Source organism: Pseudomonas sp. (assembly GCF_041601375.1).
Classification (GTDB): Bacteria; Pseudomonadota; Gammaproteobacteria; order Pseudomonadales; family Pseudomonadaceae; genus Aquipseudomonas.
Window position 1 is genome coordinate 1 of record NZ_JBFIIG010000130.1, and the last position, 12,151, is coordinate 12,151.

Below are 12,151 nucleotides of genomic sequence, written 5' to 3' on the forward strand. Positions count from 1 at the left end.
TCTACTGCGGAAAAGCCGGATTTGGTCATTTCTGCTGCTTTCCCTCGTTAAATAGCCAGCTATTCGCCTCGGAAAAGCACCAAAACTGCCTCAAACCGGACTTTCCCTCGCTACGAACGGTCAAGCCCGACAGGCTCCTAGGTCAATAGCAGCACCCGTGCCAGGATCGAGCACTTGAAAACACAGGCATTTATAGTTCACATGGTCGATCGAACCCCGATCTGTTAGGGTCCGATCGACCAATTAGGGTGGTAAATACCATGCTGGAAAGCACTCTGCTCGCCGATCTGATCACCGAACTGCCCAATGCCGTGCGCTTGCAGCGGCTGGTGCATACCCTGCGCGAGCACTTCAATTGTGGCGCGGTGGGGTTGTTGCGTCTGGATGGCGACAGCCTGCGTCCACTGGCCGCCGTGGGCCTGGTGCATGAGGCGCTCGGCCGGCGTTTCGTGATCGCCCAGCACCCGCGGCTGGCGGCGATCATGGCCGCCCGCGAGCCGACCTGGTTCGAGCCGGACAGCCGCCTGCCGGACCCGTACGACGGCTTGCTCGACGCGCATGTCGGCGAGCCCTTGCCGGTGCACGACTGCATGGGCGTGAGCCTGTATGTCGAGGGCCAGTTGTGGGGTGCCCTGACGCTCGATGCCCTGCATGCCGGCACCTTCGACAGCGACGCCCGGCGCGATCTGCAGCGCTACGCCCTGATGATCGAGGCGGCGGTGCGGGTGACTCGCCTGGAGCAGGAAAACCGCAGCCTGCGCCTGGCCCGCAGCGATGTGCAGACGGCCGCCCTGGTCACCGAGGAAAGCGAAATCCTCGGCCATAGCCAGGTCATCCACCAGTTGCTGAGCGAGCTGGAGGTGGTGGCCGATTCGGAGTTGCCGGTGCTGTTGCTGGGCGAAACCGGGGTGGGCAAGGAGCTGTTCGCTCGTCACCTGCATCGCCTGTCGCGGCGCCGCAACAAGCCGCTGATTCAGGTCAACTGCGCGGCACTGCCCGAGTCGCTGGCCGAGAGCGAGCTGTTCGGCCACGTCAAGGGCGCCTTTTCCGGCGCCACCACCGATCGCCCCGGGCGCTTCGATGCGGCCAATGGCGGCACCCTGCTGCTCGACGAGGTGGGCGAGTTGCCCCTCAGCGTACAGGCCAAGCTGTTGCGCACCCTGCAGAATGGCGAGATCCAGCGCCTGGGTGCGGACAAGCCGCTGCATGTCGACGTGCGCATCATCGCCGCGACCAATCGCCACCTGCCGGACAGCATCCGCGACGGGCATTTCCGCGCGGACCTCTACCACCGCCTGTCGGTGTATCCGGTGCCGATTCCGCCGTTGCGCGAGCGCGGCAACGATGTATTGATGCTGGCCGGACACTTCCTCGAGCTCAATCGCGCTCGCCTGGGCTTGCGCAGCATGCGTCTGTCGCCTGCGGCGGAGCGCGCCCTGCTGGCCTATGCGTGGCCGGGCAATGTGCGCGAACTGGAACATGTGATCAGCCGTGCGGCCCTCAAACTGCTCAGTCGCGGCGCCAGCCGCACGCAGATTCTGACCCTGGAGCCCGACCTGCTCGACCTCGACAGCGGGGTTCGCCGGCCCGGCGCCAGCGAGCCGCTGGAACAGCAGGACACGCCCGTAGCGGCCGCCCGTTCGATGCGCGAGGCAGTCGAAGCCTGTCAGCGTCAGAGCATCCTGCACGCCCTGGATTCGTGCGCCGACAACTGGGCCAGCGCGGCGCGTCTGCTCGAACTCGACCCGAGCAACCTGCACAAGCTGGCGCGGCGTCTGCGCTTGAAGTGATTGGCCAGGTGCCTCGCGGCCAAGGCCCCTGCCACGGGAAGCCCGCGGATGCGATCCGGGGAAACTGGTGCCCGGACGGCCCAGGCGAGCCGGATCGTCACCGGCATGCGGCTTTTCCCCGCGGTTGACTCAGGTCAATGAGCTTTGCCGGCAATACCCCGACACTGGTGTTCGCGGTCATACGGGGGAGAGCCAGATGCGTGAAGCCATCAGTTGGAACAGCAAGCTGCTCGGTCGCTACGCCCATGGCGATGCCGACCATCGCTGCTACCCCGAGACCACAGCCTTTCATCGCGGTATCGGTTCGCTGGATCTGCTGCGTGCCTTGCGTGGCAGCCGGCAGGCCGAGCGCGCCTTGTCGCTTGCCGTGCAGTTGCCGATCAACCGCGCCTACGGCCAGCAACGTGAGAATTGTTCGCCAAGCGTCTACGCCGCCTACCTGGAGCGTCTGCAGCGGGAGATCGACATGATCGGCTGCCACCTGGGGGCGCAGCAGCGGGTCGAGCAGTTTCACCTGGCCGGCGGCAGTACGCCCAGCGCCGATCAGTTGCACAGGCTGATCAGCCATCTGCGCCAACGCTTCCATTTTCTCGACTACGACGAGGGCGACTACGGCATCGAGATCCAGTTGCCCCGCTCGGATTGGGCGACCATGGGACGGCTGCGCGAGCTGGGTTTCAACCACGTCAGTATCGGCGTTCCCGATATCGCCGCGGTCAGTGGCGCAGCGCTGGCCTGGCAGGATCCGAGGCAGATTCGCTCGCTGATCGATGCCGCCCGCGCGCTCAACTATCGCTCGGTGAATATCGATATCGGCTATGGCCGTGCCTGGCAAACCCGAGCGAGTTTCGCGCGCAAGGTGGCGGCCATCATCGAGCTGCAGCCGAATCGGGTGACGCTCTTCGACTATGCCGATCCGCCCCAGCGCTATCGGCCGCTGGGGCGGTTTGCCGCCAGTGGCCTGGCCGACCGGGAGGACAAGCTGGCCATGCAGCGACAATGCGTCGAGCAGCTCGGCCTGGCGGGCTATCGCTATATCGGCATGGGCTTGTTCGCCCTGGCGGACGACGATCTGGTCATCGCTCAGGAAAACGCCAGCTTGCAGCGCAATTGCCAGGGCTTCAGCCGGCACCCGGACTGCGATCATATCGGCCTGGGCGTCGCGGCGATCAGCCAGATCGACGGCCTCTATGTGCAGAACAGTCGCGATCTTCAGGGCTATCAGGCGCAGCTCGATAGGGGCCAGTTGGCCAGCTGGCGCGGCGTCCGCTGCGGGCCAGACGACCGTCTGCGAGCCGAGGTGATCGAACGGCTGATCTGTGACTTCGGCCTGGATATTCGGCGCATCGAGGCGCGCTTCGGCCTGGTGTTTCGCGAGTATTTCGCCGATGCCTGGCCGGCCCTGGAGCAGATGCAGCGCGACGGTCTGATCGGCTTGGACGAAGCCTCCATCGCTATTCTTCCCGCCGGGCGTCTGCTGGTGCACGCGGTGTGCCGCTTGTTCGATCGCTACAGCGCGGCGCCGCGTATGCAAGCCGCTTCCCGGGCGGTTTAGTCACGTGCAAGACACCTGCGACCCTGGGTCGCAGCCGCTGTAAAAGCCGCGCAAAGCCCCTGGCAGCAGGGGTTTAGGCCTGCGCAGGGCGTTCTGCTCCCTGGGGCATACCTCCAACGAGGAATGGGCTGTACCAAAGTAGCGGTGCAGTCTGCGGCCAGACATTCTATGGAGGCTTCCAGCATGGCTCATCTGTCCAGCGCCGAATTCCAGGTATTACGCATCGCCGTCCTGACCGTCAGCGACACCCGCAGTCTGGCTACCGATACCTCGGGGCAGACCCTGATCGAGGGGCTGGAGGCGGCCGGCCACGCGCTGGTCGAGCGAGCCCTGGTGATCGACGATATCTGGCAGATCCGCTCGCGGGTCTGTGCCTGGATCGCCGACCCCCTGGTGCAGGTGATACTGATCACCGGCGGCACCGGTTTCACCGTGCGGGACAATACCCCGCAAGCCGTGGCGCCCTTGCTGGACAAGCTGGTCGATGGTTTTGGCGAACTGTTCCGCCAGGTCTCGCTGGATGAGATCGGCACCTCCAGCCTGCAGTCGCGTGCCGTGGCCGGGATCAGCAACGGTGCACTGATCTGCTGCCTGCCCGGTTCGCCCAACGCCTGCCGCACGGCCTGGGAGAAGATCCTGCGCGAGCAACTGGACAGTCGCACCGGGCCGTGCAACTTCGTCGCCCACCTCAAGCGCCTGGCCGATCAGCCGCAGGCCGAGCGCTGCGGAGCCCGCTCATGAGCGCCTGCGGCTGCGACGGCAACAACCTGCGCCCGGTTGACCAGGCCATCGCCGAACTGCTGGCGCGCGCTCCGGTGCCGCCACCAGTGGAGCGCGTCGCCCTGAGCCAGGCGCTCGGTCGGGTGCTGGCCGAGTCGCTGCATGCGCCGTTCGAGGTGCCGGCCTGGGACAACAGTGCGATGGACGGTTATGCCCTGCGCGCCGCCGATCTGCCGGCCGCCGGTGGTTGCCTGCCGCTGGCCGGGCGGATTGCAGCCGGCGATGCGCCAGCGCAAGCCTTGCCCGCCGGCCATGCGGTGCGCATCTTCACCGGCGCGCCCTTGCCATCGGGAGCCGACAGCGTGGTGATGCAGGAGCAATGCCGGCTCGAGGAGGGGCGGGTGTGGCTGCCGCCGGTACAGGGCGGCGAGCATGTGCGTCGGCGTGGCGAGGAAGTTTCGGCCGGCGCGGCGGTGCTGAGCGCCGGGCAGCGCCTGCGCCCCCAGGAGCTGGGCCTGCTGGCCAGCTTCGGCGTCGACCAAGTGGCGGTCTATCGGCGCTTGCGGGTCGGCCTGCTGAGCAGCGGCAACGAGCTGCGCGAACCGGGTGAGGCGCTGCAGCCCGGGCAAATCTACAACGCCAACCGCTACAGCCTGGCTGGCGTGCTGAGCAGCCTCGGCCTGGAAGTCCACGATTACGAGATCATGGCCGACGAGCTGGCGGCCAGCCGCGATGCCCTGAGCCTGGCGGCTTCGGAGTGGGACATGCTGATCACCTCCGGCGGCGTGTCGGTCGGCGAGGAAGATCACCTCAAGCAGGCGATCCGCGAACTGGGCGAGTTGCACCTGTGGCGCCTGGCGATCCAGCCGGGCAAGCCGCTGGCCTTCGGCGAAGTGGGCGGCAAACCCTGGCTGGGCTTGCCGGGCAACCCGGCGGCCGCCTTGATCACCTCGCTGGTGGTGGCGCGGCCCTTTCTGCTGCGCGCCCAGGGTTGCCAGGACGTAGTGCCACAGGCCCTGCGCCTGCCGGCCGGTTTCGCCTGGCGCAAGGCCAACGGCCGCCGTCAGTACCTGCGGGCCCGGCTGGAGGCGCGAGACGGCCAGCTGCGCGTGTGCCTGCACCCGCAGCAGGGCTCGGCCATGCTCACTTCGGCCTGCTGGGCCGACGGCCTGGCGTTGGTCGAAGTGGGGCAGACCCTGGAAGAGGGCGATCTGCTCGACTACCTGCCGTTCAGCGCGCTGCTGCATTAACGCCTGAGCGTTGCCGGCTGCACATTGCAGTCGGCCCTGCCCGCGAGTCGAGGCTTGTTGACCGCGATCAAGGCCCCGCTCGGAGCCACCCCCTAAAGTGCCCGACAGTATTCCGCCCGGAAGGAGTTTTCATGCAACTGGTTTGTCCCGCAGGCAGCTTGCCTGCCCTCAAGGCCGCCGTTCGGCAGGGTGCCGACGCCGTCTATGTCGGTTTTCGCAATGACACCAATGCCCGCCATTTTTCCGGGTTGAACCTCGACGACAAGCAATTGGAAAGCGGTCTGCAGCTGATCCGTCAGCAGGGCCGGCAGCTGTATATAGCAGTCAATACCTATGCCCAGCCAGACGGCTGGGCACGCTGGCAGCGTGCGGTCGACCAGGCCGCGGCGCTGGGGGTGGATGCGCTGATCGCCGCCGACCCGGGGGTTCTGGCCTATGCCAGCCGCCGGCATCCCAGCCTCAACCTGCACCTGTCGGTACAGGGCTCGGCGACCAATGCCGCCGCGCTGGCGCTTTATCAGCAGCGCTACGGCATCCGCCGCGCGGTGCTGCCGCGGGTGCTGTCGCTGGCCCAGGTGCGCCAGGTGGCGGAGAAGAGTCCGGTGCCGATCGAGGTGTTCGCCTTCGGCAGCCTGTGCATCATGGCCGAGGGGCGCTGCCATCTGTCCTCCTACCTAACCGGCGAATCGCCCAACCTGTGCGGCGTCTGTTCGCCGGCCAAGGCGGTGCGCTGGCAGGAGGATGCCGAGGGGCTCAGCTCGCGCCTCAATGGCGTGCTGATCGACCGCTATGGCAAGGATGAACCGGCCGGTTACCCGACGCTGTGCAAGGGCCGCTTCCTGGTCAATGGCCAGCGCTTTCATGCCCTGGAAGAGCCGACCAGCCTGAACACCCTCGACCTGATCCCGCAGCTCGCCGCCATCGGCGTGAGCGCGGTGAAAATCGAGGGCCGCCAGCGCAGCCCGGCCTATGTCGAGCAGGTCACCCGGGTCTGGCGCTCGGCGCTGGATGCCTACGCCCGCGCGCCGCAGAGTTTCACGGTGCAACCGCAGTGGCGCAGCGCACTGGACAGCTTGTCCGAGGGCAGCCAGACCACGCTGGGCGCCTACCATCGTTCCTGGCAATGAGGAGATCATCATGAAGCTCAGTCTGGGTCCCGTCCTGTTCTACTGGAGCCGCGAAAAACTGCTGGATTTCTATGCCGAAATGGCCGAGCAGCCACTCGATGCCATCTATCTTGGCGAGACGGTGTGCTCCAAGCGTCGTGCCCTCGGGCTGGATGACTGGCTCGGCCTGGCCCGTGAGCTGGGTGAATGCACCCGCGCCGAACTGGTGTTGTCGGGCCTGGCGCTGGTCGAGGCGGCTTCCGAGCTGTCCAGCCTGAAGCGCCTGTGCGACAACGGCGAACTGCTGGTGGAGGCCAACGACATGGGCGCGGTGCAGTTGCTGCGCGAGCGTAAGCTGCCCTTCGTCGCCGGTCCCGCCCTCAACCTGTACAACGGCCATGCCCTGGCCGAGCTGATCGACTGCGGCCTGCAGCGCTGGGTCCCGCCGGTCGAGTGCTCCGGCGCGCTGATCCGCAACACCCTGGAGCAACTCGACAGCCTCGGCCTGGCGCGTCCGCAGGTGGAGCTGTTCGCCTACGGGCATCTGCCCTTGGCCTACTCGGCACGCTGCTTCACCGCCCGCGCGGAAAACCGGCCCAAGGACGACTGTCAGATCTGCTGCGAGAGTTTCCCGGAAGGGATCGTCCTGCACAGTCAGGAGGGCGAGGCGTTGTTCACCCTCAACGGCATCCAGACCATGTCGGCCAAGGTCAACAACCTGCTCGCCGACTATGCGCAACTGGCCGCGGCCGGCGCCGATCTGCTGCGCCTGAGCCCGCGCGCCGAGGGCATGGCGGGAGTCATTGCGGCCTTCGACACGGTGCGTTGCGGCGCGCTGCCGCCCTTGGCGGTGGAAGGCTGCAACGGTTATTGGCACGGCCGCCCCGGCATGCTGCGCGCCGACGAGGTGCTGCTATGAAGACCTTCGCCCGCCTGGCCATGCGGGTCGGCCCGCCACTCTTGCCGCTGGGTCGCCACGTGCCATTCCCGCTACAGCGCCTGGTGCTGGAGAAGGTCATTGCCCGCCTGTTCGCCGAACCCCTGGCGGAGGGCGAGTTCGACCTGCTGCAGGGCCGCTGGCTGCGCCTGGAAATCAGCGATCTGCAGCTGGCCTGGTGCCTGACCCGCGATCAGAGCGGTCTGCGTATCGCGGCCGAGGCGCCGGTGGATGTCTGCATCCGCGGCAACTGGCGCGAATTCCTCCTGCTGGCCAGTCGCCAGGAGGATCCGGACACCCTGTTCTTCCGCCGCCGCCTGATGATCGAGGGCGACACCGACCTCGGCCTGGGCATCAAGAACCTGCTCGACAGCCTCGACCCCGATGGCTTGCCGCCGCGGCTGTGGCAGTTGATCTGCGCGCTGGGCGAGGCGGTCGAAGTCTTTGCGCCCAAGGCTAACGCGGAGGTTGTTGCCTAACAGGCTGTTGAAAAACTACCTGCATTGCCGATGCGTCGTTGAAAACCGGCTCGTGCGCGAGTCCGAGCAAAATGCTCATTTACAACACGTAAACTGCACTTTTTTGCCTGTTTTTTCCCTAGCCTCGGCTGCTTCGCCTACGTTTTCCAACGGCCTGCCAAGGGGGCTGCAGAGCAACTACGCCTAAAGTGTGATTGCAATGATGTGGCGAGCTTCTGACGATGATCAATCAAATTGCATGATGCAAAAGGACTCGATATGTCTGACAACTTGGCACACGGAATTCAGCGGCTATTGCGCGGTTTTGGCCTGCGTAGCCTCAACGGCCAGTTCTTCTTCTCCTACAGCCTGATCTTCCTCTGCGCGGCACTCACCGCCGGGGTGCTGTTCAGCTCCGACCAGGATGCCCGGCAACTGGACATGGCCGGCGCGCAACGCATGCTCAGCCAGAAAATGGCCAAGGAAAGCCTGCTGGTCGCGCAAGGGGCGTTGCCGTTGGCGAGCCTGGAGGCAACCCTGCAACGCTTCGAACGCGCCCATCGCCTGCTGGTGCAGGGCGATCCGGCGCGAGGCATCGCCGCGGTAGAGCTGCCGGCCGCCCAGCAGCGTCTGCGCCAAGTCGATCAGGCATGGAGCCGTTACCGCACGCTGGTGCTGGCCGTTGCCCAGGGCGACAGCGCCGCGCTGCAAGCGCTGTCCGGCGACTCGGAAGCGCTGCTTGCGGCGAGCAACGACGTGGTGCTGTTGATGTCGGCCGCGGCCAATCGCAGTGCCACCGTGCAGCTTTGGGTGGCGCTGGGTTCGACCCTGGCCATCCTGTTGCTGGTGATACTCGGACGGCTGGCCGGGATGAGCTGGCTGATGCGCCAGCTCGATGAGCTGCGCGGCAGGCTCGAACGGGTCAGTCAGGGTGATTTTTCCCAGCCGTTGGCGGTGCCTTACGCCGACAATGAATTGGGCCAGATCGGCAGCGCCTACAACCGATTGCTGCACCAGGTCAGCGACATGATCCGCGCGGTGCGCCTGGCCGCCGATCAGGCCGATGGTCACTGCAGCCGCATGGCCGCGGTGGCCGGTGAGAGTGCACGCAGCGTGGTCGGCCAGCAGGCCGAGATCGATCAGGTGGCCACCGCCATGCAGGAAATGCTCGCCACCGCCCAGGAGGTTGCGCGCAGCACCGTGGCGGCCGCGACGGCGGCCGATACCGCCGACAGCGAGACCGGCAATGGCCGTGAAGTCATGCGCAGCTCGGTCACCGCCATTCGTGAACTGTCCGGGCATGTCGAGGGGCTGACCGAACTGATGGTGCAGCTGGCCACCGACAGTCAGGAAATCGGTCGGGTGCTGGAAGTGATCAGTGCGATTGCCGACCAGACCAACCTGCTCGCGCTGAACGCTGCCATCGAAGCCGCCAGGGCGGGGGAACAGGGCCGGGGCTTTGCCGTGGTCGCCGACGAGGTGCGTAGCCTGGCCGCGCGGACCCAGAGTTCCGCCGGCGAGATCAGCGGCCTTATCGCACGCCTGCAGCAGCAAACCGGGCGGGCCGGCCGGGCCATGGACGAATCGCGGCGGGGCAGCGATGCCACCTTGCAGCAGATCGAAGCCGCCCAGGGTGCGCTGGAAAATATCGTCGATGCGGTGCAGACCATTCGCGGCATGACCAACCAGATCGCTACTGCGGCCGAGGAGCAGTGCCAGGTGGCCGACGAGATGCACCGTTCGCTGACCCATATCGCCGGAGTGGCCGATGAGGCCGCCGTGTCCACCCGCGATACAGAGTCGACCAGTCAGGCCATCACCCGCAGCATGGATGGGCTGCAGGTGTTGACCGGGCGTTTTCGTTTGCAGGGTTGATCGGGCAATCGCTGGGCAGAGCAGGTTTGCCCGGCACGCCAAGGCGGCGATGTTGCAGGGCGCGCGGCAGCAGCTGCGGCGCCCCCTCTCAGGTTTAGTCGCGGGTCACTCGTAGTAGCTGGCCAGTCTGAGCGTATTGATGATGCGAATATTGCGTCGCTCCATGGCGATCAGTCCGGCATCGATCAGCCGGTGGAGGATGCGCGAGAAGGTTTCCGGCTGGATGCCCAGTTGTGAGGCAATCAGGCGTTTCGGCACGCTGAGTTTGATCTGCCCATTGCCGGCCGCCTGCTCCTGGCAGAGGAAACGCACCACCCGGCGGCTGGCATTGGCCACTGCCAGGGTGTCGATTTCAGTCAGCCGCTGGTGCAGGCGCATGCTGAAACTGGCCAGCAGCTCCAGGCAGATACTCGGTTGCACTTCGAGCAGATGGCGATAGTGGGCGCCGTCGATGCTCACCAGGCTGCTGGGCTTCAGTGCGCTGGCGGTTACCGGGTAGTGGCGGGTGTCGCAGAACAGCAGGGAATCGGCAAATATCTGCCCCGGCTGGATGACCTCGACCAGTTTCTCGTTACCTTCCGGCAGCACGCGGGTCAGGATGATCTGCCCTTCCAGCAACAGGTAGAAACGCTCCGCCAGATCGCCCTGGTGGAAAAGGATGTCGAGGCTGTGCAAGCGTCGATGAATCGCCAGGTTGCCGACTTCCTTGAAAGCGCTGTCGGGCAGCCTGTCGAACAACTGATGCTCGCGCAGAATGGCAAGTGTCGTAGAGTCGCTCAGCATGGTTCACCTCAGTAGCCACCATCTTAGGTGCGCCGGCCGGGGCTGCCCATTCCTCCTCGGGACTACCTCTAAAGTGGCAGCCCGGCGTTTTCCGCTAGCCCGGCATAGGCCTGGGTCAGGCTGTCCATCTGCTTGAACAGGGTCTCGCAGGTGACGCTGATCAGCGTGGGTACGTAGCGGGCGTCGCTGGACAGGCGAAAGCCGCTCTGCGAGAAAGCCCACTGCGCACTGGTTTTGGCCAGGGCCTGATCGATAGCTGGGCTGTTTTCCGGTGCCGCCCGCAACTGCTCCAGGGCTTGGCTGAACTCGCTCACCGCCTGTTCGAACTGCGGGTGCAGGTCCTGTTGCGGCAGCTTCCAGCTCAGCGCCAGATACAGTTTGGCGATGCGCTGGCTGAGCATGCGCTGACGGCCGCTGCGATTGACCAGCTGTGCGCTGCGGCTGCCGCTGGATTGCTCGATGCGCAGTACCAGTTGCTCGCACTCGGCTAGTAGCTGGTCGCTGAGGCTCAGGACGACCAGTGCGGATTCGCGGTTGGGGCGTTGCAGGACCAGGCTGCGGTAGTCCTGCCAGAGCAGAGCGACTCGCTGCAGTTGTTGCCCGATGGACGGGCTGGAGGCATGGGCCTCGAGGGCGAGGAGATTGCTCTCGAACTGCGCCAGGCTTTCGTCGAGTTGCTGGTTGGCCTGTTCCGGGCGCACTTCGGCGCCAATCATCAGATAATTCTTGGCGATGCGCTGGCTGAGCATGCGCTGCATGCCGGACAGGTTGACCGCCTCGGTGGCGCCGATCGCCGCCCACCCCGACGGGCTAAGCAGCGCCAGGCCGAGCAGCAGGTTACAGAGGGTTCTCTTCAGCATGAGTGTCTCCAGGCGGTACGCGACCGGCAGGGAGCGCGCACCTGGATGTCGCGCGGATGGAGATCATCCGCGCCTGTCGGTCAATAGCTGTACTGGGCCTGCAGCCAGAGCTTGTCGGTGTCCACGGCGAAGTCGTCGGCATCGTAGCGGGCGTACTTGACCAGGCCGGTCAGGCCTTTCACACCCGGAATCGCATGGCCGTAGGCCAGGTCGATTTCCTCGCCGTACTGGCTGCTGCCCCGCTCGGCGCGGAAGTCATGGTACCAGGCCTGCAGGTTGCCGCCGAGCAGGGGGGCGGTAAAGCCGACGTAGGCGTCCTCGATGCCGTCGGCCGGGGTCAGCAGGAAGATGTCGACCCAGCCCTGGAAGGCGTGTTTGGTCGCCAGCGGGGTCTGGAAGGCGCGGTTGCCCGGTCCTGCGTCGCCGCCGAGGACTTCGTAACCGCCCTTGAGGGTCACGCCCTTGAGCGTGTAACCGAGTTCGGCGAGGCGGTATTCACTGTCCAGGTCCTGCGGGTTGTCGGCATAGTCGCTCTGCCGGGCGTATTCCAGGGTGTAGCTGACCCCGGCTGCGGCGCCATTGAGGCGAAGGCCCGTGGTCTTGCTCGACTGGCCGCCGCCGGCCAGGTTGTCCAGGCCCAGGCGGTACTGGTAGACGGTGGCGGTCAGCTCGGGCATGACCAGGTACTGGGCGTTCAGCAGGTGGCTGTGGCCTTCGATATTGGCCGGGTTGCCCGCGGTGTCGAAACGATTGTCGCCGGGGCCGAAGATGCTGTTGATGTTGTCGATGTAGGCGTAGGTCAGGGTCAGGCCGTCCA

At 65.9% G+C, this 12,151-nt stretch carries 9 protein-coding genes and 3 pseudogenes; 9 read left to right on the forward strand and 3 right to left on the reverse strand.

The window, feature by feature from the left end:
• Window positions 1-260 precede the first annotated feature (260 nt).
• The 9 genes and pseudogenes from norR to ABZE94_RS15735 all read left to right on the forward strand — a co-directional run.
• Window positions 261-1,790 (forward strand): nitric oxide reductase transcriptional regulator NorR, encoded by a 1,530-nt coding sequence (norR, locus tag ABZE94_RS15695; protein WP_372876428.1) that lies wholly within the window; start codon window positions 261-263, stop codon window positions 1,788-1,790.
• 196 nt (window positions 1,791-1,986) lie between these two features.
• Complete coding sequence (locus tag ABZE94_RS15700; RefSeq protein ID WP_372876429.1) at window positions 1,987-3,345, forward strand: coproporphyrinogen III oxidase; 1,359 nt, start codon at window positions 1,987-1,989, stop codon at window positions 3,343-3,345.
• A 183-nt stretch (window positions 3,346-3,528) separates the two neighbouring features.
• Window positions 3,529-4,086 (forward strand): molybdenum cofactor biosynthesis protein B, encoded by a 558-nt coding sequence (moaB, locus tag ABZE94_RS15705; RefSeq protein ID WP_372876430.1) that lies wholly within the window; start codon window positions 3,529-3,531, stop codon window positions 4,084-4,086.
• The gene (gene glp, locus ABZE94_RS15710; protein WP_372876431.1) at window positions 4,083-5,315 is read left to right on the forward strand and encodes a gephyrin-like molybdotransferase Glp; all 1,233 of its coding nucleotides are present in this window, start codon (window positions 4,083-4,085) and stop codon (window positions 5,313-5,315) included. The genes moaB and glp overlap by 4 nt, the downstream gene beginning before the upstream one ends.
• Before the next feature lie 131 nt (window positions 5,316-5,446).
• Window positions 5,447-6,442 (forward strand): peptidase U32 family protein, encoded by a 996-nt coding sequence (locus ABZE94_RS15715; protein WP_372876432.1) that lies wholly within the window; start codon window positions 5,447-5,449, stop codon window positions 6,440-6,442.
• Between the two features lie 10 nt (window positions 6,443-6,452).
• A complete protein-coding gene (locus ABZE94_RS15720; RefSeq protein ID WP_372876433.1) occupies window positions 6,453-7,340 on the forward strand; it encodes a U32 family peptidase in 888 nt (295 codons plus the stop codon).
• Window positions 7,337-7,837 carry an SCP2 domain-containing protein gene (locus ABZE94_RS15725; protein ID WP_372876434.1) on the forward strand — a complete coding sequence of 167 codons (501 nt, stop codon included), beginning with the start codon at window positions 7,337-7,339 and terminating at the stop codon, window positions 7,835-7,837. The genes ABZE94_RS15720 and ABZE94_RS15725 overlap by 4 nt, the downstream gene beginning before the upstream one ends.
• Before the next feature lie 258 nt (window positions 7,838-8,095).
• Window positions 8,096-8,824 (forward strand): annotated as a pseudogene (locus ABZE94_RS15730) (type IV pili methyl-accepting chemotaxis transducer N-terminal domain-containing protein); the annotation flags it as partial.
• A 273-nt stretch (window positions 8,825-9,097) separates the two neighbouring features.
• Window positions 9,098-9,691 (forward strand): annotated as a pseudogene (locus ABZE94_RS15735) (methyl-accepting chemotaxis protein); the annotation flags it as partial.
• A gap of 105 nt (window positions 9,692-9,796) precedes the next feature.
• Here the strand turns inward: ABZE94_RS15735 and ABZE94_RS15740 are convergent.
• The 3 genes and pseudogenes from ABZE94_RS15740 to ABZE94_RS15750 form a co-directional block, all read right to left on the reverse strand.
• Window positions 9,797-10,474, reverse strand: coding sequence for a Crp/Fnr family transcriptional regulator (locus tag ABZE94_RS15740; RefSeq protein ID WP_372876435.1), 678 nt, complete (start codon window positions 10,472-10,474; stop codon window positions 9,797-9,799).
• 68 nt (window positions 10,475-10,542) lie between these two features.
• A complete protein-coding gene (locus tag ABZE94_RS15745; RefSeq protein ID WP_372876436.1) occupies window positions 10,543-11,334 on the reverse strand; it encodes a type IV pili methyl-accepting chemotaxis transducer N-terminal domain-containing protein in 792 nt (263 codons plus the stop codon).
• Between the two features lie 80 nt (window positions 11,335-11,414).
• Window positions 11,415-12,151 (reverse strand): annotated as a pseudogene (locus ABZE94_RS15750) (hypothetical protein); the annotation flags it as partial.

Excerpts from the sequence above, each read along its gene's own strand:
- norR (WP_372876428.1), top strand. The coding sequence starts at position 261 with ATGCTGGAAAGCACTCTGCTCGCCGATCTGATCACCGAACTGCCCAAT.
- ABZE94_RS15745 (WP_372876436.1), bottom strand. The coding sequence starts at position 11,334 with ATGCTGAAGAGAACCCTCTGTAACCTGCTGCTCGGCCTGGCGCTGCTT.
- ABZE94_RS15725 (WP_372876434.1), top strand. The coding sequence starts at position 7,337 with ATGAAGACCTTCGCCCGCCTGGCCATGCGGGTCGGCCCGCCACTCTTG.
- ABZE94_RS15720 (WP_372876433.1), top strand. The coding sequence starts at position 6,453 with ATGAAGCTCAGTCTGGGTCCCGTCCTGTTCTACTGGAGCCGCGAAAAA.
- ABZE94_RS15700 (WP_372876429.1), top strand. The coding sequence starts at position 1,987 with ATGCGTGAAGCCATCAGTTGGAACAGCAAGCTGCTCGGTCGCTACGCC.
- ABZE94_RS15740 (WP_372876435.1), bottom strand. The coding sequence starts at position 10,474 with ATGCTGAGCGACTCTACGACACTTGCCATTCTGCGCGAGCATCAGTTG.
- ABZE94_RS15715 (WP_372876432.1), top strand. The coding sequence starts at position 5,447 with ATGCAACTGGTTTGTCCCGCAGGCAGCTTGCCTGCCCTCAAGGCCGCC.
- glp (WP_372876431.1), top strand. The coding sequence starts at position 4,083 with ATGAGCGCCTGCGGCTGCGACGGCAACAACCTGCGCCCGGTTGACCAG.
- moaB (WP_372876430.1), top strand. The coding sequence starts at position 3,529 with ATGGCTCATCTGTCCAGCGCCGAATTCCAGGTATTACGCATCGCCGTC.